This window comes from Streptomyces sp. NPDC000880, from assembly GCF_053599675.1.
On record NZ_JBSFMS010000032.1, the window covers coordinates 38,490 to 60,100 of the forward strand.

Sequence of the window (21,611 nt, forward strand, 5' to 3'; positions counted from 1 at the left end):
CCGCTTCAGGCGGACCGGGGAACCGGGGACGCTGCCTCAGCGGATGAGGTTCGGGATCTCCTGCACCCCGTACCAGAGCAACTCGTGGTCCTCCGCCCCGTCCACCGTGAACTGCGCGTCGTCGTCGCCCTGGTCCGCCGCCCCCAGCGCGTCCGCCGCCGCGGACACGCCGCCGACCGCATCGGGGGCATCGACGTGGACCGCCGCCGCCTTGGCCAGCGGCACTGTGGACCCGACCCGCACCTCGCCCAGCGCGCTCGCGACGAGCACCCGGTCGGGGTCGGCGACCGCGTCCTGGTCCCGTACGTCGACGGCGACGACCACCCGGCGGCGAGCCGCGTCCGGGTCACCGGCGAGCAGCCGCAGCGACGCGGCGGCGGCGCGGTTCAGCGCGGCGTACTCGAGCTCCTCGATGTCGTCGGAGACGTACCACTCGCGCAGCCCCGGAGTGACGGCATAGGCGGTCAGCGGGCCAGGCCCCAGTTCGCCCGTCTTGTGCGCCTCTGCGAGACCGGAGAGGGTCAGGGGAACGTAGACGCGCATGGCTGGCCGCTTTCGTAGTCGGAGACGCCCTCAGGATACGTGCGAGGTCCCCCTTCGGGGTGCCGCTCCCGGCCTCGCGCACCGTCAGCGGGCGAAGACCCCGTCCCGCCCGGCGACCGCCCCAGGCCGCCCCTCGTCACCCTGATAGGTGATTTACGGCGCCGCCTCCTCGTCGGACAGCACGCGTTGCGGACGGCGCAGCCCGCCCCGTAGAAGATCACCAGTGAAGTTACCGCCCGGTATCGGCCGGGCCCGGCCCAACGGGGGCGATCTGCATGGACAGGACCCGGCCCGCAGGGCGGCGCGACCAGCGCCGTCCCGCCGTGGCGGCGGCATCCGCGATGGCACGCGCACGGCGGCAGCACAAGCCGCACTACTGGTTCGCCGACCGCCTGCTCGCGGTGCTCAGCGGCCAGCGACCGGTGCACTGGATGCTCGGACACACGATCGGGGAGGCATACGAACAGCTGGTGCGGCTTGCCCCGGGAGCCCCGCTGCGGCCGGCAGAGCGGGTGACACCGGTCGTCCGCCACTGCGGCGAGTACCACCCGGGCCCAGGCGTGATCGAGGCCTTCGCCAGAATCGGCTCGGGCGACCGGGTCAGTGCGATGGCCTTCCGCCTCGAACAGGGCGCGGACCAGCGCTGGCGCTGCGCCGCGGTAGAGCTGGGCGGTGAACGCGTGAGCGCACACGCGGCCGGCTGACGGCCGAACAAGAGCCGCGCTCACTCCGCAGCCAGTCGCGCCGCCTGGACTTCCTGTACCTGCCGCGCCACCCGCAAGAAGTCCAGGATCGTGGCGAGCTGCTCCTCGTCGTAGCGGCGGAGCGCCTCCGCCGCCGCGGCGCCCACGGGCAGATAGACGTCAGCCTCGGCCGCACTCGCGAGCTCCGTGGCCGTGACCAGTACCCGCCGCCGGTTGGCCGCGTCGCGCGTGCGGACGACCAGGCCGGCCCGCTCCAGGCGGTCGATGACCGTCGTCGTCGCCGCCGGGCTGAGCTTCAACGCGGCGCTCAGCTCACCGGCCGACAGCGACCCCTTGCCCAGCACCAGGTCGAGACAGCGCAGGTCGGTGCGGTTCACCCCGAGCCGCGCGGCGGCCGCCTCGTCGAACGCGTCGAAGCTCTGCTGCAGCGACCGGAGCTGCTGAGCGACGCTTTCTATGAACAGTTCTTTCGACATTCGAATCTTTCTGGTATCGTAAGTTTCGTTGGTCGTAAGGATAACATCAGGAGGGGCAAAGCCATGGGTACCCAGCAGCACAAGAGCGACGGTCGCGTCGACGGTCACATCGAGGACCTCTTCCAGCGCTTCATGCAGGCCTGGACCGACGGCAACGCGGTCGCCTTCGGTGCCTGCTTCACCGAAGACTCGGACTACGTCTCGTACGACGGCACACGAGCCGTGGGGCTCGCCGAGCACCAGGCCAACCACGACAAGCTGTTCCGCGGGGTGCTCACCGGCTCCGCCCTCGTCGGCGAGATCGAGGCGATCCGCTACGTCACGCCCGACGTCGCGATCGTGTACGGCACCGCGTCCGTGCTCATGCCGTGGCGCTCCAGGCTCCCCAAGCGCCGCCTGTCGCGCCAGACGATCGTCGTCGTGAACACCGACGACGGCTGGCGGATCACCGCCATCCACAACGGCCGGGTGCGCCCCGTCACCGTCCCCGCACCCGACTCGATGCCGTCGAGGATGTCGCAGGCCATGACCCGGACCGCGCGCCGCCTCGGCCTGGGCCGCGCCACCGCCGGGCCCTGAGCACAACGAGAACGGAAAGAGAGAAGGCCGGGGCCGGACACCGCAAAGGATGTCCGGCCCCGGCCTTACGACTCTCGTACAGGCGCTACTTCTTGCGGCGGCGGCTGCCGCCCTTCTGCGCCTTGCGCCGCTCCGCCCGGGTCAGCCCGTCCGTCTCCGACCGCGCAGGCTGCCCGTCGTTGTCGAAGTCGCCCTCGACGACACCGCCCTCCCCGTCCACCGTGGGCGCGGAGAAGTGCAGCCGGTCGGGCCGCTGCGGGGCGTCGAGTCCCTTCGCGCGGATCTCCGGACGGGACGCGCCCGCCGGAACCGCGTCCTCCTTGGCGAGCGAGGTCCGCTCCGCCGCGTCCTGCACCGGGACCTCCTCGACCTGCTGCTCGACCTGGACCTCCAGGTTGAACAGATAGCCGACGGACTCCTCCTTGATGCCCTCCATCATTGCGGTGAACATGTCGAAGCCCTCGCGCTGGTACTCCACCAGCGGGTCTTTCTGCGCCATGGCGCGCAGGCCGATGCCCTCCTGAAGGTAGTCCATCTCGTAGAGGTGCTCGCGCCACTTGCGGTCCAGTACGGACAGCACCACGCGCCGCTCGAGCTCACGCATGATGTCCGAGCCGAGCTGCTTCTCGCGCTCGTCATATTGCTCGTGGATGTCGTCCTTGATGGACTCGGCGATGAATTCAGCGGTGATCCCGGCCCGGTCGCCGGCCGCGTCCTCCAGGTCCTCGACAGTGGTCTTCACCGGGTAGAGCTGCTTGAACGCGCCCCACAGTCGGTCCAGGTCCCACTCCTCCGCGAAGCCCTCGACGGTCTCCGCCTGGATGTACGCGTCGATGGTGTCGTCCATGAAGTGGCGCACCTGCTCGTGCAGGTCCTCGCCCTCAAGAACGCGGCGGCGCTCGCCGTAGATGACCTCGCGCTGGCGGTTGAGGACCTCGTCGTACTTCAGGACGTTCTTACGCGTCTCGAAGTTCTGCTGCTCGACCTGCGACTGGGCCGACGCGATCGCGCGCGTGACCATCTTGTTCTCGATCGGCACGTCGTCGGGGACGTTGGCCATCGACATCACACGCTCGACCATCTGCGCCTTGAACAGCCGCATCAGGTCGTCACCCAGGGAGAGATAGAAGCGGGACTCGCCCGGGTCGCCCTGACGGCCGGAGCGACCGCGCAGCTGGTTGTCGATACGCCGCGACTCGTGCCGCTCGGTGCCCAGTACGTAGAGCCCGCCGAGGTCGGTCACCTCGTCGTGCTCGGCCCTGACAGCCTCCTCGGCGCGCTCCAGCGCGGCGGGCAGGGCCGCGGCCCACTCCTCGACATGCTCGACCGGGTCCAGGCCGCGCTGGCGCAGCTCCGCCTCGGCCAGGTCGTCGGGGTTGCCGCCGAGCTTGATGTCCGTACCACGTCCGGCCATGTTCGTCGCGACCGTGACCGCGCCCTTGCGGCCGGCCTGGGCGACGATCGTCGCCTCCCGGTCGTGCTGCTTGGCGTTGAGGACCTCGTGCTGGACGCCTCGCTTGTTGAGCTGCTGCGAGAGGTACTCGGACTTCTCGACCGAGGTGGTGCCGACCAGGATCGGCTGGCCCTTCTCGTGCTTCTCGACGATGTCGTCGACGACGGCCGCGAACTTGGCGACCTCGGTCCGGTAGATCAGGTCGGACTGGTCCTTGCGGACCATCGGCTTGTTCGTCGGGATCGGCACGACGCCCAGCTTGTAGATCTGGTGGAACTCGGCGGCCTCGGTCATCGCCGTACCGGTCATGCCGGAGAGCTTGCCGTAGAGGCGGAAGAAGTTCTGCAGGGTGATCGTGGCGAGCGTCTGGTTCTCGTCCTTGATGTCCACCCCTTCCTTCGCCTCGATCGCCTGGTGCATGCCCTCGTTGTAGCGGCGGCCGGCGAGGATACGGCCGGTGTGCTCGTCGACGATCATGACTTCGCCGTCGATGACGACGTAGTCCTTGTCCTTCTTGAAGAGTTCCTTGGCCTTGATCGCGTTGTTCAGATACCCGACGAGCGGGGTGTTCACCGACTCGTAGAGGTTGTCGATGCCCAGCCAGTCCTCGACCTTCGCGACACCGGGCTCATGGATGGCGACGGTCCGCTTCTTCTCGTCGACCTCGTAGTCGCCAGTCTCCTCGATGCCCTTGAGCGTGTTGCCCGCCTCGCCCTTGGTCAGGCGCGTGACCAGCTTGGCGAAGTCGCCGTACCACTTGGTGGCCTGGTCGGCGGGGCCGGAGATGATCAGCGGCGTACGAGCCTCGTCGACGAGGATCGAGTCCACCTCGTCGACGATGGCGTAGTTGTGGCCGCGCTGGACGAGCTCGTCCTTGGACCAAGCCATGTTGTCGCGCAGGTAGTCGAAGCCGAACTCGTTGTTCGTGCCGTACGTAATGTCGCAGTTGTACTGTTCGCGACGTTGCGCCGGAGTCATGTTGGCGAGGATGCAGCCGACGCTCAGGCCCAGGAACTTGTGGACGCGGCCCATCATCTCGGAGTCGCGCTCGGCCAGATAGTCATTGACCGTGATCAGGTGGACGCCCTTGCCCGAGAGCGCGTTGAGGTATGCAGGCAGCGTGCCGACGAGGGTCTTGCCCTCACCAGTCTTCATCTCGGCGACGAATCCGAGGTGCAGCGCGGCTCCGCCCATCATCTGTACGTCGTAGTGACGCTGGCCGAGGACGCGCTTGGCGGCCTCGCGGACGGTCGCGAATGCCTCGGGGAGCAGGTCGTCCAGACTTTCGCCGTCGGCGTAGCGCTCCTTGTATTCGTCTGTGAGCGCCCGCAACTCGGCGTCGGAGAGGTTGACGAAGTCCTCTTCGATGGAGTTGACCTGGTCCGCGATGCGGTGCAGTTTGCGCAGGATCTTGCCTTCGCCTGCACGCATGAGCTTGTTGAAGACGGACACTGAGGTTGGTCTCCTTGCCAATCGGGCCTGGCACTGGGTCGTGTTATGGACACTGGCGCGGGCACGGCAGGTGGGCCCCACCGCAACGGCCATCGTAAGCGAGGACCCCACCAGGTCGGGAGGTCCGCCGTCAGCCAGGCCTGCGTCATCCGCAAATAGAACGCGCGGGACGCGTGGAAGGTGCCGGTGAGGTACGAAAAGTGCTCGCGTCCCTCCGCGGACCTGACAAGAATCCAGCTATGGAGCCCATCACCCTCACCACCGAGCGCCTGCTGCTGCGCACGTTCACGACCGACGACACGGAGGCGGTGTACCAAGCCTGCCAGGATCCCGACATCCAGCGGTGGACGACGGTTCCCTCGCCTTACGAGCGACAGCACGCGGCCGAGTTCACCGGGCAGGTGGTCCCGGGCGGCTGGAACTCCGGCACGATGTGCACCTTCGCGGTGCTGCCGCGCGCGGGCGGCCCGCTGATGGCGTCGGTCGCGGTCACCCTGCGCACTTTCTCGGGCACCTGGGAGATCGGCTTCTGGACGGCCAAGGAGCACCGGGGGCGCGGCGTCATGGCGGAGACCGTGGGCGCCGTGGCGCACTGGGCCTTCGCCAGGCTGGGCGCGACGCGCCTCGAGTGGCGGGCGGAGGTGGGCAACGCGGGCTCGCGGGCCGTCGCCGAGAAGACCGGCTTCGTCGTCGAGGGGGCGCTGCGTGCGGCCCTGCTCAACAAGGACACCCTCAGGGACACCTGGGTGGGCGCGCTGCTCCCGTCCGACCTGGGACTGACGAGCACCCATGTGTATCTCCCGACCCTGAGCTGACGGAAGGCGGAGATGGCCGGACGGGGACGACCTGACCGGGACGACCGGGCGAGGCCTGGCCTGACGGCCGAGGCCGCTTGTCCGCCCGGGGCCGGTTGTCAGTGCCGCCATCTAGGGTGCCGACCATGACCCCTGTGCCGCGGCCCGCCGCCGAACTGTCCGCCGACGAAGCCCGCCGCACAGCGCTGCGCGCCCAAGGGTTCCTGGTCGCACCCGACAGGCGGGCCGGGGTGCGGGGCGTGCTGCGGCACCTCGGCGCCATACAGCTGGACACGATCTCGGTGCTGGCGCGCTCGCACGAGCTGATTCCGTACGCCCGGCTCGGCGCGGTCGGCCGCAGGACGGTCGAGAACGCGTACTGGACCGAGGGCCACAGCTTCGAGTACTGGTCGCACGCGGCCTGCATCCTGCCCGTCGAGGAATGGCCGCACTTCGCCTTCCGCCGCCGCGCCTACCGCGCCCGCCCGCACTGGTACCACGACCTCCCGGACGGTGCGTACGACAAGGTCGTCAAGCAGCTGCGCGCCGAAGGACCTCTCACCGCGACGGAGTTGGGCGGCGCGAAGAACGGCGGGGAGTGGTGGGACTGGTCGGCCTCAAAGGTCGCCGTCGAGCGCGCGCTGATGTACGGCGAGGTGGTGTGCACCGAGCGGCGCAGCTGGAAGCGGGTGTACGACCTCGCCGAGCGGGCCATCCCCGACGACCTGCTGCACGACGAGCTGGACGACACGGAGTGCCTGCGCCGGCTCGTCCGGCTCGCGGGCCAGGCGCTCGGCGTCGGCACCCGCGCGGACATCGCGGACTATCACCGCCTCAAGGGCGAGCAGTTCGACGCGGTGGTCGCGGACTCCGGGCTGGTGCCGGTGACGGTCGAGGGCTGGTCCAAGCCCGCTTGGGCGGACCCGCAGGCGCTGGCCTCCGAGCCACGCGGCCGGCATCGTACGACCCTGCTCTCGCCGTTCGACTCGCTCATCTGGGAACGGGCACGCACCGAACGGATCTTCGGCTTCACGCACCGCCTCGAGGCATACGTCCCCAAGCCCAAGCGGGTGTACGGCTACTTCGCGATGCCGCTGCTGTCGGGCGGAAAGCTGCTGGGTCGCGTCGACCCGGCCCGCGAGGGCACGACGCTGGTGGCACGCCAGGTGTCCCTGCACGGCGGGAAGTCGGTGGCACCCATGGCGCAGGCGCTGCGCGAGGCGGCTGAGTGGGTCGGTTGCGATTCCGTACGCATCGAGCGGGTCGACCGCCCCGAATTCACCGCGGACCTCGTCCGGGCCCTTTCCTGACCCTTGCCCGCGGGTGGGTGACCGCTACCGGATCTCGAGGATCTTTTCCCGCATCGCGTAGACCACTGCCTCCATCCTGGAGTGCAGCTGCAGTTTCTCCAGGATGTTGCGGACGTGGTTCTTCACGGTGTTCTCGGAAATGAACAACTCCTTGGCGATGTCGCGGTTGTTCATCCCCGTGGCGACGAGCTTGAGCACTTCCAGCTCCCGGTCGGTGAGCCGGGGCGCGGGCACAAGTCTGCGCTCGTCGGTGCGCTGGATCATCGACTTGAACTCGGTGAGCAACTTGGACGCCATGGATGGGCTGATCTGCGACTGCCCGTCCGCCACCGCGCGGATCGCCGTGGCCACCTCGTCGGTGGAGATCTCCTTGAGGAGATAGCCCGTGGCGCCCGCCTTGATCGCGTCGTAGAGATCGGCCTCCTCGTCACTGATCGTCAACATGATGATCTTCGCGCTGGGAGCCACCTCCTTGATGGACGTACATGCCTCGATGCCACCGCGCTTAGGCATCCGCACATCCATCAGCACGATGTCGGGCAGCAGATCGGCCGCCTTGTCGACGGCCTCCGCGCCGTCGCCCGCCTCGCCGACGACCTGGATGTCCTCCTCCTGAGCGAGGACGATCTCCAGCCCGCGCCGGAACAGGGCGTGGTCGTCCACCACCAGAACCCGGATCGGCTCCTTGCGGGAGCTGCCGTGGTCCGCGTCGTCGCCGCGAACCGGCCCGAAGCTGTCCGCCATCGTTCCTCCCCCTGAAGCCGTGGCCTGAAGATCACGTGTTGTCTGTCAACGTCAGTGCACAACGCACCGGTTGGCTTGCGAGGCCATGCTTTCATGCCCGGACGACAGAGCGGTGATCCTGTGGGTCGCACGGTGGTGCCCCTGAGGGCGCACGGGGCGCTCCAGGGGCACCACCTACCTGCTGTGACGGCCGTCGTCAGCCGCCGAGCGCACCTCCGGCGCCGCCCGCCTCGGATCCCGCCAGCGGGTCGGTCTCCAGGTGGATGACGCCATAGTCGTATGCGTGCCGTCGGTAGACGACACTGGGCTGCTTCGTCTCGGAGTCGACGAAGAGGTAGAAGTCGTGCCCGACCAGCTCCATCTCGTAGAGCGCCTGGTCGAGCGTCATCGGTGCTGCGATGTGGATCTTCTCGCGGACCACCAGCGGTCCCTCGCCCTGGACTTCGAGCGAGCCGATCCTGGTGGTGGGAATGGATTGAGACGCCTCTTCGACGTGCGGCCGGCCATTGGCGTTCAACTCGGCGACGCCGGGAACGACATCGGCCACTTCGGACGCCGAAATGCGGCCGCTGCCACGGCGGTTGTGGCGCTTCTCGTGCTGCTTGCGCAGCCGCGCCTCCAACTTGCCGGTGGCGAGGTCGAGTGCTGCGTACGGGTCGCCGGCCGCGGCCTCCGCCCGGATCACCGGGCCTCGGGAGTGGAGGGTGATCTCCACTCGGTCGGAACGGTCGGCCTGCCGCGGGTTGTGCTCCTTGGACACCTCGACGTCCAGGCTGATCACCTTGCCGTCGAGCTTCTGGATCTTGTCCAGCTTCAGCTTCTCGGCCACGTGCTTGCGGAACCGCTCAGGCACCTCGGTCTTGCGGCCCTTGACGACGATGTCCACGCAGAACTCCGTTCCCGGATAGCCCCGCCCGCTCGCAGGCTGCGGAGCGTCTCCCTCTTGCACCAGGCTCCGGTGATCACCGGAGCCTCGGACTTGGCGACTTTCACCTCCTCCTCCCCAGTCGACAAGATCTCCACCCCACCAATTTTCGAGGCACGCAATTACTCGAATCCCTGACCGAAAAGCCCGGAAACATGGCCGTACGCTCGTGAGGTACGGCAATCGCCATTCCTCACAACCGAACATAGCTCGATCGGAGCGGTCTCGGCACCCGCTACCAGCGCGTACCTCCGTTCAGGGATACTTTTCCTCTCACTACCTGCAACGTTCCGACTACGCTGTTAGTTCCGGTTCATTTCGAAAGAGAGCGGTGGCACTGCGACAACCGCTGCGCCCAGCGGTACTGGGCCGGGAAATCGCAGCCCGGCGGCCGCACGGAGCGCCCGCGCCGCCTCGACCAGTGACGCCCCCGTCGTCATGAGATCGTCCACCAGCACCGCCCGGCCGCTCTCCAGCAGCCGTCCGCCGCCGGGCGCGACCTCCAGGGCACCGGCTAGATTCGCCACCCGCTCGCGGGCCGTGAGGCCGGACTGGTCGGCCACTGCCCGCCACTGCCGCAGCACCGGGAGCGCCGTCGCCTCCGTCCCTGTACGCCGCAGCTCGCCCGCGGCTGCCAGAGCGATCCGCCGCGCCGCGTCGTGCCCCCTCGCTCTGACCGCTCGCCGCGCCGATGGCACCGGTACGAGCAGCAGCGGCCCCGCTTCCCGGCCGGCCCGTGACAGGCCGGCCCGCACCGCTCCGGCGAGCGCGGCACCCAGGGGCCGGGACAGCCCCAGCGCGCCCCGCTCCTTGTGGGCCAGCAACACCGCACGTACCGCATCGGCATACGGCGCGGCGGCGTGCACCACCGGCAGGCCCGCTGGCTCCGGCACGGGCCTCGCCCGGCGCGCTGCCGTGCCGCTCAGCGCCCACGCGCACTCCTCGCACAGCGGCGTACGCGGAGTGCCGCAGCCGCCACAGTCGACCGGCAGCACCAGACCGGAGATTTCCCGCCACCAGTCCCCCATGGCAACCACTGTGCCAACACCTGGAGCGCCGTGCCACCCCTGTGGATACCTCTTCGCGGGGACTTCTCCCCGGATCTCTCCCGAGGCTCTGCCAGGCCCCCCTGAGGCCCGGGGAGGAGGCTCTCCTGAGGCCCTTCTGCGGGGCGCGACCGGCCGAGGAAAGCGGCCGAGCCGGCCGCCGCTACCCCGGGTAGACCGGCGACGAGCCCTTCTTCACCAGCGTCTGCCAGTTGGCGCCGGCCGGAAGCCGCACGATGCCGTCGTCCTCGGAGTACGCCACCAGCGGGCGAGTCTCGTCGTCCCACGCCGCGACCGCCTTGACCCGGTTCAGCCCCGGCAGCAGGCTCACGTCCGAACTCGAACCGTCCGTCTGCATATAGCGCACCTGCTGCACTCCGCCGGATTCCTTGCCCACCACCACGAGCCTGCTGGGGCCGGCCCAGGAAACGGCCGTCACCGTCTCCATCTGGGGTGCAGCAGGCCGCAGTTCCGCGACGGACACCACCGGGTTGCCCTTGGGGCCCGGGCGCTCCACGCGTCCGATCTGCAGCGTCTTCTTCCCGTCCTTCGTCAGCAGCAGCGCGATCCGCACACCGTCCGCGGAGACCTTCAGCGCCTCAATACGCGCGCCGTCCAGCCCTGGGATGATCTTGACATTCTGGGGTTTGCCGGTGCCGTCCGGCAGACGCCACAAAGCCGGATGGCCGGGGTCGCGATCCGCGACCCACAGATCGCCACGCCCGTCCCAGCTGGGGGCCGAAAGACGATTGCTGGTGCTCTTGCCAGTGCTCTTCACCACCGCATTGCCCAGCTTGCTCTCCCCCGTAATGGACGCCACGTACAAACGGCTGTTGTCCTTCGAAACCGCCGCGGCGGTGCGCTCGTCGCGAGCCACCCCGACCATGCTCATGGGCAGCTGCCCATTGCCGAACGGCCCTGGGACGTTCTCCGGCTCGCTTATGTCCTTCGCTCCGCCCGCCAGCAGCGCCAGCCGGAACTTGTCGTCGACGAAGTACTGGTTGACCGGCCTGCCCGAGACGTGGTCCGGTGCGTAACCCTCCGCCTGGCCGCTGTTGAGCACACACAGCTGCGAGCCGTTCGCACGCTGCAGGTCCACCTGCTCCACCCTGGTGGACGTCAGATCCTTCAGAGTGAACAGGATCTGCGCCGCCATCTTCATGCACTGCTGCTGGCCCACGTTGGAGGCCTTCCCGTTGAGCGGCACCTTCAGCGCGTTGCGGTCGTCGAACGCGAGCGACTTGGTGCCCTCCTTCAGCGTCGTACCGGTCGGGAAGGGCGACTCGACCACTGGCTGCAGCCAGTTCGTCGGCCCGTCCAGCAGCGCCTTGACCGACTGTGTGACGGGATCCATCCGGGTCACCGGATCCAGCCGCTGCCGGATGTAGACCGGGTCGGCAACCAGGATGCTGCGCCCGGAGGCAAAGTAGTACTTGTTCACCGAGCGGTAGTTGCGCTGGAAGTCGGATGCCCCGAGCACCAGCCCCGGCGGCAGGTTGTCAATACGCCACTGCTTGCCGTCCGGACCGTTCTGCAGCGACAGATGAATGGTCTGTTCGTAGTCGGTGGGTGTGACCGGCTGATAGGCGTGCTTAGTGTCCACCGTGGCGATCTGCTTGCCCAACAGCGGGTAGTTGAGGCCTGGATTGTCCCGGTCGCCCGCGCTGGCCTGTCCCGCGTCCGGTGCGGCCGACAGCACCGTGGTGCCCGCCTCCGGCCGCCACTTCTGGGACGTCTCCGGCGTCAGATACGTCCGCGCGGTTGCGAAATTGGCATCGTCGCTGGTCATCGCCTCCAGGAAGCCTGTGACGATCTCGTCGGGCGTAGCCCCCATCCGCGGCGGCACCGCATACACCCGCACTTGGGAGTCCGCTCCCTGGGACGCCTTCACGGCGTGGATGTCACCGCTGTCGGGCATCGAGGCGCACCCGGCCACCAGCACACTGCCGCAGCCGAGCAGCGCCGACACGCGCAACGCGCCTCGGCGGCCGTTGCGACGGGGATCAGCGCCCACGAGTCGTGTCCTCCCGGTCCAATGAAACCTGTGCTGCGGAGTCGTCGTGCCGCTCCCCCGCCTGACGCGCCACCACCCGGGCGCCGCTGCCCGGCAGCGCCGCGGGATCCACGCCCGTCGGGCCCGTACGAGGCGACACCGGAGCACGCGGCGGTACGGGCAGGGGCAACCGGTCCGTCACCGACTGAACGGGCACGGACGCCAGCAGGTGCCCGCTCGCCTTCGGCTCTGCGGACAAGCCACGCTCCCTGTTCTGCCGCGAGTCCTCCGGCTCCAGCGGTATCGGCGAACCGCGCAGCGGCTCGTCCGCCGTACGCGGCAGGGTCAGCCGGAACTGCGAACCACCGCCGGGCTCACCCCATGCCTGGAGCCAGCCGCCGTGCAGCCGGGCGTCCTCGACCGCGATGGACAGACCGAGACCGGTGCCGCCGGTGGTCCTGGCACGCGCCGGGTCCGCCCGCCAGAAGCGGTTGAACACCCGGGTCGCCTCCCCCGGCTTCAGTCCCACGCCGTAGTCGCGCACGGCGACCGCGACGGCCCCGCCGGCCACTGCCATCCGCACCACCACGTCCCGGCCCTCGCCGTGCTCGACGGCGTTGACGACCAGGTTCCGCAGGACACGCTCCACACGCCGGGCGTCGGCCTCCGCCACGACCGGCTGCTCGTCGCCGATCACCCGTATCCGGCTGCCCTTGCGTTCGGCCAGCGGCTCGGCGCCGCCGATCACCCGCCGTACCACCTCGCGCAGATCTATCGGCTCGGCCTCCAGCGCCGCCGCTCCCGCGTCGAAGCGGCTGATCTCGAGCAGATCGGAGAGCAGCGACTCGAAGCGGTCGAGCTGATCCCCGAGCAGCTCGGCGGAGCGCGCCGTCACCGGGTCGAAGTCCTGCCGCGCCTCATGGATGACATCCGCTGCCATCCGCACGGTCGTCAGCGGCGTACGCAGCTCGTGCGAAACGTCCGAGACGAACCGACGCTGCATCCGGGAGAGCTCCTCCAGCTGCTGGATCTTGAGCTGAAGGTTCTGCGCCATCTTGTTGAACGCCTCGCCCAGTCTGGCGATGTCGTCCTCGCCGGTGACCTTCATCCGTTCCTGGAGGCGGCCCGCGGAGAGCCGCTCGGCGATCCCCGCGGCCATCCGTACGGGCGTGACAATCTGCCGCACGACCAGCCAGGCGATAGCTCCCAGCAGAACCACCACGAACAGTCCGGCCGTGGCGAGGGTCCCCCTGACCAGGTTGAGCGACTGCTCCTCCTGCGCCAGCGGGAAGAGGTAGTACAGCTCGTAGGGATTGCCCTCGACGTCGTTCAGCCGCGTACCGATGACCAGCCCGGGCTCCGGCTCGTGCTCAGCGTTGTTGTACTTGATCCGGATGTACGTCTCGTACGTCCCGGTCCCCTGGCCGACGGCTTCACGGAGCCCCTCGGGGATGCTCGCAAAGTCCACGCTCCCGGACGTCCGGGGCCCGCGGCTGGAACCCGCACCCTCGGAGCCGGAACTCAGCGCCACCAGATTGAACGCGCCCTGACCACCACTGGCGAGCTGCTCCACCAGGTCGGACCGCCAGGAACTCTGGGCGGTCCTGCCGTCCGTCGAGGCACCGTCCTGCCCGCCGGGCCCGACCGGCGCGTTCGCCCTCTCCCTCGCCACCGCGAAACCACCAGCCGCCTGACTCTGAGCCGCCTTCTCCTTGGCGTCGAGCAGACCGTTACGCACCTGCCCAATGACGACAAGGCCGAGCAACAGCACCACGCCGAGCGACATCAGCAGTGTGCTCGCGACCACCCTGAGCTGGATGTTCCGCCGCCACAGCCGGACGGCCAGCAGCAGCGGACGGCGCACCCAGCGCATAACAAGCCGGAGGACCGGGCCGCCCGGCGCACTGTCCTGGGACAGCCGTCCGCCATGGAGCAGGCGGCCGAATCGCGAAGGCTCACGCCCCGGTCCGGCAGCCCGCCCCGTACGGACTCCCGGCTCCCCGGGCTTCGGAGCAACACTGCCTCCGGACATGTCAGCTCGGCCCGGCCTTGTAACCGACACCACGGACGGTCACCACGATCTCCGGGCGCTCAGGGTCCTTCTCGACCTTGGAACGCAGCCGCTGTACATGGACATTGACCAGCCTCGTGTCCGCGGCGTGACGGTAGCCCCACACCTGCTCCAGCAGCACCTCGCGGGTGAACACCTGCCAGGGCTTGCGGGCGAGCGCGACCAGCAGATCGAACTCGAGCGGAGTCAGGGCGATCGACTGCCCGTCCCTCTTCACGGAGTGACCGGCCACATCGATGACCAGATCCCCGATCGCCAGCTGCTCCGGCGCCGGCTCCTCGGACCTCCTCAGCCGCGCCCGGATCCGGGCGACCAGCTCCTTCGGCTTGAACGGCTTGACGATGTAGTCATCGGCCCCGGACTCCAGGCCGACCACCACATCCACGGTGTCACTCTTGGCGGTGAGCATCACGATCGGCACACCGGACTCGGCCCTGATCAGCCTGCACACCTCGATGCCGTCCCGTCCGGGCAGCATGAGATCCAGCAGTACAAGATCCGGCTTGGCCTCACGGAAAGCGGCAAGTGCCTTGTCACCGTCCGCTACGAACGACGGCTCGAAACCTTCACCACGCAGCACAATCCCGAGCATCTCGGCCAGTGCGGTGTCGTCGTCGACGACAAGGACTCGTCCCTTCATAATCGACATCATCCCATTAGCTAATCGTTACCTGGCATGACCTGGCACACAGCTCCGCTATTCCACCCCCGGTGACCGGGGACAACGCTCCTTTTTCGGTGACGATCGCCGTCACCAGATCCACAGGAGTGACGTCGAACGCCGGGTTGTACGCCTGCGTTCCCAGCGGCGCCACCGGCAGCCCGCCGCTCACTCCCCCTCCGGCCGCCGCTATCTGCGGCGCGGTGACCTCCGTCACCTCCTGTCCAGGCCGTTGTTCCACCTCGATCGACGCCCCGTCCGGCGTGCCCAGGTCCACCGTCGTCGTCGGCGCGACCACGATGAACGGTACGTGGTGGTACTTCGCCAGCACCGCGAGCGGGTAGCTCCCGACCTTGTTCGCCACCGAACCGTCGGCGGCGATCCGGTCGGCCCCGATCAGTACGGCATCCACCTCCCCCGCCGCGAAGAGCGACCCCGCGGCATTGTCCGTGAGCAATGTGTACGGCATTCCGCTGCGCGCAGCCTCGTAGGCGGTCAGCCGGGACCCCTGCAGCAGCGGCCGCGTCTCGTCCACCCACAGCCGCCGCAGCCGCCCCGCGCGGTGCGCCGTGAGCGCCACGGCGAACGCGGTGCCCTCACCGCCCGAGACCAGCGCCCCGGTGTTGCAGTGGGTCAGGATCCGGTGACCGCCACCCGGCAGCAGCTCGTCGAGCAGCACCAGCCCGTGCTCAGCCATCCGGGCACTGGCCGCGGCATCCTCCCGGTGCAGCCCCTTGGCCGCGGCCAGCGCCGCCTGTCCTGCCTGCTCCGCGTCCGCCCCCTTCTCGGCCGCAGCCCGGTACGCGGCTACTGCCAGCCGCACTCCGTATCCCAGGTTCACGGCGGTGGGCCGCGCCTGCTCCAGCAGCCCCGCTGCCTCGTCCACGTCGTAGCCCCGCACGGCGGCGAGGGCCACACCGTAGGCGCCCGCGATGCCCAGCAGCGGCGCCCCACGCACGGCGAGCGTCTGGATCGCCCGTACCAGGGCAGGCACATCGGTGCAGACCAGCTCGACCTCCTCGACAGGGAGCCGGGTCTGGTCGAGAAGCACCAGTACGGGTCCTTCCGGTGGCTCGTCCCAGCGCAGCACCGGAAGCATGGGCGGCTCCGCGCCGACCGGATTTTGTACGTACTGATCAGCCATCCGCCCAGTCTGCCCGGTGAGGCACCGACAAAGAAGGTGCGAAGGAGATACAGGGCCCGCCCACCAACGTGCCACGCGTGGCACGATGGCAGCCAACCTGCCGCCCCGCTACGGGGACGGCCACCGCGAACATGTCGGCTCGCCGAGCCGGCCCCGTGACCAACCCATGAGGTGGACGACCGTGAACGACACTCCGGGCTGGGCCTCGCCCGGATCTGCTCCCTCCGACGGCCAGGACGGCGGCGCACCACAGCCCGCCGCGCCCGCCGACGAGAGCAGCCCCGCCTCGAAGTGGTCCAAGGAGCAGCCGCCCCCGGGACAGTGGTCCGCGCCGACCGCCCCGGGTGCCAACCGCGTCCCTGCGCCACCACCACCAGCGCCCGGCTGGGGCGGCGGTCAGCCGCGCGGCAGCTGGGGCCAGCCTCCGACCGCCGCCAAGCCCGGCGTCATCCCGCTCCGACCATTGGGAGTCGGCGAGATCCTCGACGGCGCGGTGTCGACCCTGCGTGCTCACTGGCGAACGGTGCTGGGCATCACGATCACCGTCTCTGTGATCTCCGAGATCGGCAACATCCTCGTCGACCGCTACCTGCTCCCCGACCCGCCCGAGGTCAACCCGGACGCAGACCCGTCGGAGGCTTTGAGGCAGTCGGTGGACTCGCTGCAGTCCAGCCTGCTCGCCATGGGCCCTGTGCTGATCATCACCCTGATCGCCACGCTCTTCACCACGGCACTTCTCACCGTGGTGATCAGCCGCTCGGTGCTGGGCCGCCCGGTGACGCTCTCCGAGGCCTGGCACGAGGCGCGGCCCCGGTTCCCCCAACTGCTGGGTCTCACCCTGCTGTTGCCACTCATAAGCGGCGGCATCATGACCGTGGCGATTCTGCCCGGCATGCTGCTGGGCACCGGTGCGGGAATCGCGCTTTCCGTACTCGCAGGCCTGGCCGCCTGCGTCGTGATCCTCTGGCTGATGATCCGGTTCGCCCTTGCCTCTCCCGCACTCATGCTGGAGCGCCAGGGCGTCATCGCATCCCTGCGCCGCTCCGCCAAACTGGTCCAGGGCGCCTGGTGGCGGACCTTCGGCATCGTGGCGCTGACGCTGCTGCTGACGCTGCTTGTTTCGATGATCATCGCTGTGCCGTTCGCTCTGATCGCGTTCGCGGTGGACGGCAGCGGGTTCGGCGACCTGTTCGCCGGGACCACCCCTGACTTCGGGTGGCCGTTCCTGATCATCACGGGCATCGGCTCGGTGATCGCGTCCTCCATCACCTACCCGATCTCCGCCGGCGTGACGGTCCTCCTCTACATCGACCAGCGCATCCGCCGCGAGGCCCTCGATATCGAACTCGCACGGGCCGCCGGCGTCCCCGGCTACGGCTCCGAGCCGCCCGGCAACGCCCCTTCCAGGAGCTGATGCGGTGTCCACCACGGGGGGCGTGACAATGGCGCGGCCGCTGATCCGCGCGAACGACGTACCGGTGGACACTCCCCGCATCCCCGCCCGGGAGGCGGCGGAGCGGGAACTGTCCAAGCCGATGTACCACGAGAACGACCCGAGCCTGCTCCAGCGCGCGCTCAACCGCTTCTGGGACTGGGTCGGCGGCATCTTCGACGCCGCGTCAGGCGCCACCCCCGGCGGCCCGCTCGGTCTTCTCGTCGTCGTCCTGCTCGTCGTCGGCCTGATCGCCGCCCTCTGGTGGCGACTTGGCACACCCCGGCGCACCCCCGGCACCGCGGACTCCCTGTTCGACGACAGCCCCCGCAGCGCATCCGAACACCGCACCGCCGCCGAGGCCCACGCCGCCGCCGGACGCTGGAACCAAGCCGTCCAGGAACACATGCGGGCAATCGTCCGCTCCCTGGAGGAACGAACCCTCCTCGACCCGCGCCCCGGCCGTACCGCCGACGAAGCCGCCGCCGAAGCGGGCCGCTCCCTCCCCGACCACGCCGACGGACTCCGCGCCTCCGCCAGGGAGTTCGACGACGTCACATACGGCGGCCGCACCGCCGACCAGCAGGCGTATCTGCGCCTGCGCGATCTCGACCTCGAACTGGAGCGCGCCAAGCCCCAACTGAGCGGCGCGGCCCAAGGAGCAGCCGAATGACCGGGGCGACCCTCAGCTCCACCTCCATGTCTCCCACCGGCCGCCAGGTGTGGACCCGCACCCGCGGCCTGCTGCTGGCACTCGTCATCCTCGTCGCAGCCGGGATCGCCATGGCCGCCCTGCGCTCCGGAGACGAGCACGGCCGCCTCGATCCCCGCTCCGCCGACCCTTCCGGCAGCCGGGCCGTCGCCGAACTCCTCAGGGACCGCGGCGTCACCACCCGCGTGGTCACCACCCTCGACGAGGCCACCAGCGCGGCCGGCCCCGACACCACCCTTCTGGTCGCCGCACCCGACCTGCTGACGAGCCGCCAACAGGAGACCTTCCGCACCGCGACGGCCAACTCCGGCGGGCGCACCGTCCTTCTCTCCACCGGCCCCGCGTCGCTCGACGCACTTGCCCCGGGCGTCGACAGCGAAATCCCGGCGCCCGTCTCGGCACTCACCCCTCAGTGCTCCCTGCCTGCAGCCCGCAGCGCCGGCAACGCCGACCTCGGCGGTGAGCGGTACTCCACCGAGACGCCCGGCGCCGACGGCTGCTACCCGAGCGACGGCCGGCCCACCCTCCTCAGGATCGACGACCCCGGCAATGGCGACACCGTCCTGCTCGGCTCCCCCGACATCCTGTACAACCACCGTCTGGACAAGCACGGCAACGCCTCCCTCGCCCTGCAACTCCTCGGCTCCCGCACCCATCTGGTCTGGTACCTCCCTTCGCTCACCGACAGCTCCGCCGCCCAAGACAGCACCGACGGCGACACCGACAGCACGTTCCTCGAACTCATCCCCTCCGGCTGGCTCTGGGGGACGCTCCAACTCACCCTCGCCGCCGCCCTGGCAGCCATCTGGCGCGCCCGTCGGCTGGGCCCCCTCGTCACCGAACGGCTTCCCGTAGCCATCCGCGCCTCCGAGTCAACCGAGGGCCGCGCCCGCCTCTACCGCAAGGTGAACGCCCGCGACCGCGCGGCGTCGGCCCTGCGCTCCGCCACCCGCACCCGCCTCGCCCCGCTCCTCGGCGTCCTTCCGACCGGCGCGCACTCCCCCGCGGCCCTGCTCCCGGCCATCTCGGCCCATCTCCCCACGGGCGACCGGGACCTCAAGGCCCTGCTCTTCGGCCCAGCTCCGGCCAACGACATCGCTCTCGTCCACCTGGCAGACCAACTCGACGCCCTCGAAAGAGAGGTACGCACTTCATGAGCGCCCCGACCCCCGAGACGGCTGAGAACTCGGACCGCGCCCGCACCTCCCTGGAGGCCCTGCGCACCGAGATCGCCAAGGCCGTGGTCGGCCAGGATCCCGCTGTCACCGGACTCGTCGTGGCCCTGCTCTGCCGCGGCCATGTCCTCCTCGAAGGAGTACCAGGCGTCGCCAAGACGCTCCTGGTCCGCACCCTCGCGGCCTCCCTCGAACTCGACACCAAGCGCGTCCAGTTCACCCCCGACCTCATGCCCAGCGACGTCACCGGCTCTCTCGTCTACGACGCGCGCACCGCCGAGTTCTCTTTCCAGCCCGGTCCCGTCTTCACCAATCTCCTTCTCGCCGACGAGATCAACCGCACTCCACCCAAGACCCAGTCCTCGCTCCTGGAAGCGATGGAGGAGCGTCAGGTCACAGTCGACGGCACCCCCCGCCCGCTGCCGGACCCCTTCCTGGTCGCCGCGACCCAGAACCCGGTCGAGTACGAGGGCACCTATCCCCTTCCCGAGGCCCAACTGGACCGGTTCCTCCTCAAACTGACGGTCCCTCTGCCGTCCCGCGAGGACGAGATCAACGTCCTGACCCGGCATGCCGAGGGCTTCAACCCCCGCGACCTCCAGGCTGCGGGTGTGCGCCCCGTCGCAGGCCCCGCCGACCTGGAAGCGGCCCGCGCTGCCGTCTCCAAGACGTCGGTCTCCGCCGAGATCACGGGCTATGTCGTCGATATCTGCCGTGCCACGCGCGAATCCCCCTCACTCACCCTCGGCGTGTCTCCCCGAGGCGCCACAGCCCTGCTCTCCACCGCCCGTGCCTGGGCCTGGCTCACCGGCCGCGACTACGTCATCCCCGACGATGTGAAAGCCCTCGCCCTGCCCACCCTGCGCCACCGGATCCAGCTCAGGCCCGAAGCGGAGATGGAGGGAGTCACCCCCGACTCCGTCATCACCGCGATCCTCAGCCACGTCCCCGTCCCCCGCTGAGGACTGACCCATGGCCCTCACCGGAAGAACCGCACTCCTCGCCGCTCTCGGCTCTCTCCCCGTGGGCATCCTGGCTCCGAGCTGGACCGGGATGCTCGCTGTGAATGCGCCTCTCTCACTAGCAATCTTGTGCGACTACGCCCTCGCGGCGCCAGTGCGAACGCTCCGATTCACCCGAAGCGGTGACACATCAGTTCGACTTGGTGACGCCGCCGAAGTCCAGTTGACCGTCACCAACCTCTCCAACCGCCGACTGCGCGCCCACCTCCGGGACGCCTGGCCCCCGAGCAGCTGGCTCAGCGGCACCGGACAGCGGGCATCCCGGCACAAGCTCACCGTCCCCGCAGGCGAACGCCGACGTATCACTACCGTCCTGCGCCCCACACGCCGTGGCGACCGCCAGGCCGACCGTGTCACCGTCCGCTCGTACGGACCTCTGGGCCTGGCAGCCCGCCAGGGCAACCACAAGGTCCCCTGGACCGTCCGCGTCCTGCCGCCGTTCACCAGCCGCAAGCACCTGCCGTCCAGACTGGCCCGACTACGCGAGCTGGACGGCCGCACCAGCGTCCTCATCCGCGGCCAGGGCACCGAGTTCGACAGCCTCCGTGACTACATCCCCGGTGACGACACCCGCTCCATCGACTGGCGCGCCACAGCCCGCCAGACCACCGTTGCCGTACGCACCTGGCGCCCTGAACGCGACCGCCACATCCTCGTCGTACTCGACACCGGCCGCACCTCAGCCGGCCGGGTCGGGGATGTCCCACGCCTCGACGCGGCCATGGACGCAGCACTACTCCTTACCGCCCTGGCCTCGCGTGCGGGCGACCGTGTGGACCTGCTGGCCTACGACCGCCGCATCCGCGCCCAGGTCCAGGGCCGCTCAGCGGGCGACCTGCTGCCTGCCCTGGTCAACGCGCTCGCTCCCCTCGAACCCGAGCTCGTCGAAACCGACGCCCGCGGCCTCAGCGCCACAGCCTTGAACAGTGCCCCACGCCGGTCCCTGATCGTGCTACTCACCAGCCTCGACGCCGCACCCATCGAAGAGGGCCTGCTCCCCGTTCTCCCCCAGCTCACCCAACGCCACACGGTGCTTGTGGCTTCGGTGGCCGACCCCCACATCCAGCAGATGTCCACCGGCCGAGGCACGATCGAGGATGTCTACGACGCCGCTGCCGGCACGCAGGCCCAGGCTCAGCGCCGCCGCACGGCAGAACAGCTCCAACGCCACGGCGTCACCGTCGTCGATGCGACTCCTGACAACCTTGCGCCTGCCCTTGCAGACGCTTACCTCGCGCTAAAGGCTGCCGGCCGCCTCTGAGAGAGGCGGTGGTATTGCCCCCTAAACGCAGAAAAGCCCCGCACCAAAATGGTGCGGGGCTCTCCCACAAAGATTGTTCGGCGGCGTCCTACTCTCCCACAGGGTCCCCCCTGC

Annotated in this window: 19 protein-coding genes; 9 read left to right on the plus strand and 10 right to left on the minus strand. The window is 69.4% G+C overall.

The window, feature by feature from the left end; all coding sequences use genetic code 11:
• Window positions 1-36: 36 nt before the first annotated feature.
• The gene (locus ACWDO5_RS13785; protein WP_450530484.1) at window positions 37-543 is read right to left on the minus strand and encodes a DUF6912 family protein; all 507 of its coding nucleotides are present in this window, start codon (window positions 541-543) and stop codon (window positions 37-39) included.
• A gap of 275 nt (window positions 544-818) precedes the next feature.
• Here ACWDO5_RS13785 and ACWDO5_RS13790 point away from each other — a divergent pair, with 275 nt between their 5' ends.
• Window positions 819-1,247, plus strand: a complete 429-nt coding sequence (locus ACWDO5_RS13790; protein ID WP_450530485.1) for an Rv3235 family protein — start codon at window positions 819-821, stop codon at window positions 1,245-1,247.
• 20 nt (window positions 1,248-1,267) lie between these two features.
• Here ACWDO5_RS13790 and ACWDO5_RS13795 read toward each other — a convergent pair whose 3' ends face one another.
• Window positions 1,268-1,723, minus strand: coding sequence for a MarR family winged helix-turn-helix transcriptional regulator (locus ACWDO5_RS13795; RefSeq protein ID WP_450530486.1), 456 nt, complete (start codon window positions 1,721-1,723; stop codon window positions 1,268-1,270).
• Window positions 1,724-1,786: 63 nt separating this feature from the next.
• Here ACWDO5_RS13795 and ACWDO5_RS13800 point away from each other — a divergent pair, with 63 nt between their 5' ends.
• Complete coding sequence (locus ACWDO5_RS13800; protein ID WP_450530487.1) at window positions 1,787-2,302, plus strand: SgcJ/EcaC family oxidoreductase; 516 nt, start codon at window positions 1,787-1,789, stop codon at window positions 2,300-2,302.
• A gap of 85 nt (window positions 2,303-2,387) precedes the next feature.
• Here ACWDO5_RS13800 and secA read toward each other — a convergent pair whose 3' ends face one another.
• Complete coding sequence (secA, locus tag ACWDO5_RS13805) at window positions 2,388-5,207, minus strand: preprotein translocase subunit SecA (protein ID WP_450530488.1); 2,820 nt, start codon at window positions 5,205-5,207, stop codon at window positions 2,388-2,390.
• A gap of 239 nt (window positions 5,208-5,446) precedes the next feature.
• On the opposite strand from secA, the gene ACWDO5_RS13810 reads away from it, so the two are divergent.
• Together ACWDO5_RS13810 and ACWDO5_RS13815 are read left to right on the plus strand one after the other, a co-directional pair.
• Window positions 5,447-6,022, plus strand: a complete 576-nt coding sequence (locus ACWDO5_RS13810) for a GNAT family N-acetyltransferase (RefSeq protein WP_450530489.1) — start codon at window positions 5,447-5,449, stop codon at window positions 6,020-6,022.
• Window positions 6,023-6,147: 125 nt separating this feature from the next.
• Window positions 6,148-7,311, plus strand: a complete 1,164-nt coding sequence (locus ACWDO5_RS13815) for a winged helix-turn-helix domain-containing protein (protein ID WP_450530490.1) — start codon at window positions 6,148-6,150, stop codon at window positions 7,309-7,311.
• A 24-nt stretch (window positions 7,312-7,335) separates the two neighbouring features.
• On the opposite strand, the gene ACWDO5_RS13820 is transcribed toward ACWDO5_RS13815, so the two are convergent.
• From ACWDO5_RS13820 to mtnA, 7 genes are all read right to left on the minus strand, one after another.
• On the minus strand, window positions 7,336-8,055 hold the full coding sequence (locus ACWDO5_RS13820; protein ID WP_450530491.1) for a response regulator: 720 nt from the start codon (window positions 8,053-8,055) through the stop codon (window positions 7,336-7,338).
• Between the two features lie 196 nt (window positions 8,056-8,251).
• Window positions 8,252-8,941: a ribosome hibernation-promoting factor, HPF/YfiA family gene (hpf, locus tag ACWDO5_RS13825; RefSeq protein ID WP_450530492.1), complete on the minus strand. Its 690-nt coding sequence runs from the start codon at window positions 8,939-8,941 to the stop codon at window positions 8,252-8,254.
• Window positions 8,942-9,282: 341 nt separating this feature from the next.
• Window positions 9,283-10,008 carry a ComF family protein gene (locus ACWDO5_RS13830; protein WP_450530493.1) on the minus strand — a complete coding sequence of 242 codons (726 nt, stop codon included), beginning with the start codon at window positions 10,006-10,008 and terminating at the stop codon, window positions 9,283-9,285.
• A 181-nt stretch (window positions 10,009-10,189) separates the two neighbouring features.
• Window positions 10,190-12,040, minus strand: coding sequence for an LpqB family beta-propeller domain-containing protein (locus ACWDO5_RS13835; protein ID WP_450530494.1), 1,851 nt, complete (start codon window positions 12,038-12,040; stop codon window positions 10,190-10,192).
• The gene (mtrB, locus tag ACWDO5_RS13840) at window positions 12,030-14,051 is read right to left on the minus strand and encodes an MtrAB system histidine kinase MtrB (protein ID WP_450530495.1); all 2,022 of its coding nucleotides are present in this window, start codon (window positions 14,049-14,051) and stop codon (window positions 12,030-12,032) included. The genes ACWDO5_RS13835 and mtrB overlap by 11 nt, the downstream gene beginning before the upstream one ends.
• A gap of 1 nt (window position 14,052) precedes the next feature.
• A complete protein-coding gene (gene mtrA / locus ACWDO5_RS13845) occupies window positions 14,053-14,742 on the minus strand; it encodes an MtrAB system response regulator MtrA (RefSeq protein WP_205375139.1) in 690 nt (229 codons plus the stop codon).
• Between the two features lie 4 nt (window positions 14,743-14,746).
• On the minus strand, window positions 14,747-15,895 hold the full coding sequence (gene mtnA / locus ACWDO5_RS13850; protein ID WP_450530496.1) for an S-methyl-5-thioribose-1-phosphate isomerase: 1,149 nt from the start codon (window positions 15,893-15,895) through the stop codon (window positions 14,747-14,749).
• A 181-nt stretch (window positions 15,896-16,076) separates the two neighbouring features.
• On the opposite strand from mtnA, the gene ACWDO5_RS13855 reads away from it, so the two are divergent.
• From ACWDO5_RS13855 to ACWDO5_RS13875, 5 genes are read left to right on the plus strand one after another with little or no spacing between them, the layout of a single operon-like run.
• Window positions 16,077-17,309 carry a DUF7544 domain-containing protein gene (locus ACWDO5_RS13855; RefSeq protein WP_450530497.1) on the plus strand — a complete coding sequence of 411 codons (1,233 nt, stop codon included), beginning with the start codon at window positions 16,077-16,079 and terminating at the stop codon, window positions 17,307-17,309.
• 4 nt (window positions 17,310-17,313) lie between these two features.
• Window positions 17,314-18,000, plus strand: a complete 687-nt coding sequence (locus ACWDO5_RS13860) for a DUF4129 domain-containing protein (RefSeq protein ID WP_450530498.1) — start codon at window positions 17,314-17,316, stop codon at window positions 17,998-18,000.
• A complete protein-coding gene (locus ACWDO5_RS13865) occupies window positions 17,997-19,196 on the plus strand; it encodes a DUF4350 domain-containing protein (RefSeq protein WP_450530499.1) in 1,200 nt (399 codons plus the stop codon). Before ACWDO5_RS13860 ends, ACWDO5_RS13865 begins: the two co-directional genes overlap by 4 nt.
• Window positions 19,193-20,176 carry an AAA family ATPase gene (locus tag ACWDO5_RS13870; RefSeq protein WP_450530500.1) on the plus strand — a complete coding sequence of 328 codons (984 nt, stop codon included), beginning with the start codon at window positions 19,193-19,195 and terminating at the stop codon, window positions 20,174-20,176. The genes ACWDO5_RS13865 and ACWDO5_RS13870 overlap by 4 nt, the downstream gene beginning before the upstream one ends.
• Before the next feature lie 10 nt (window positions 20,177-20,186).
• Window positions 20,187-21,497 carry a DUF58 domain-containing protein gene (locus tag ACWDO5_RS13875; RefSeq protein ID WP_450530501.1) on the plus strand — a complete coding sequence of 437 codons (1,311 nt, stop codon included), beginning with the start codon at window positions 20,187-20,189 and terminating at the stop codon, window positions 21,495-21,497.
• Window positions 21,498-21,611 lie beyond the last annotated feature (114 nt).

Coding starts and splice junctions, on each gene's coding strand:
- ACWDO5_RS13785 (WP_450530484.1), bottom strand. CDS start 543: ATGCGCGTCTACGTTCCCCTGACCCTCTCCGGTCTCGCAGAGGCGCAC.
- mtrB (WP_450530495.1), bottom strand. CDS start 14,051: ATGTCCGGAGGCAGTGTTGCTCCGAAGCCCGGGGAGCCGGGAGTCCGT.
- ACWDO5_RS13875 (WP_450530501.1), top strand. CDS start 20,187: ATGGCCCTCACCGGAAGAACCGCACTCCTCGCCGCTCTCGGCTCTCTC.
- ACWDO5_RS13790 (WP_450530485.1), top strand. CDS start 819: ATGGACAGGACCCGGCCCGCAGGGCGGCGCGACCAGCGCCGTCCCGCC.
- mtnA (WP_450530496.1), bottom strand. CDS start 15,895: ATGGCTGATCAGTACGTACAAAATCCGGTCGGCGCGGAGCCGCCCATG.
- ACWDO5_RS13830 (WP_450530493.1), bottom strand. CDS start 10,008: ATGGGGGACTGGTGGCGGGAAATCTCCGGTCTGGTGCTGCCGGTCGAC.
- ACWDO5_RS13800 (WP_450530487.1), top strand. CDS start 1,787: ATGGGTACCCAGCAGCACAAGAGCGACGGTCGCGTCGACGGTCACATC.
- ACWDO5_RS13820 (WP_450530491.1), bottom strand. CDS start 8,055: ATGGCGGACAGCTTCGGGCCGGTTCGCGGCGACGACGCGGACCACGGC.
- ACWDO5_RS13865 (WP_450530499.1), top strand. CDS start 17,997: ATGACCGGGGCGACCCTCAGCTCCACCTCCATGTCTCCCACCGGCCGC.
- ACWDO5_RS13810 (WP_450530489.1), top strand. CDS start 5,447: ATGGAGCCCATCACCCTCACCACCGAGCGCCTGCTGCTGCGCACGTTC.
- ACWDO5_RS13870 (WP_450530500.1), top strand. CDS start 19,193: ATGAGCGCCCCGACCCCCGAGACGGCTGAGAACTCGGACCGCGCCCGC.
- mtrA (WP_205375139.1), bottom strand. CDS start 14,742: ATGATGTCGATTATGAAGGGACGAGTCCTTGTCGTCGACGACGACACC.
- ACWDO5_RS13795 (WP_450530486.1), bottom strand. CDS start 1,723: ATGTCGAAAGAACTGTTCATAGAAAGCGTCGCTCAGCAGCTCCGGTCG.
- ACWDO5_RS13815 (WP_450530490.1), top strand. CDS start 6,148: ATGACCCCTGTGCCGCGGCCCGCCGCCGAACTGTCCGCCGACGAAGCC.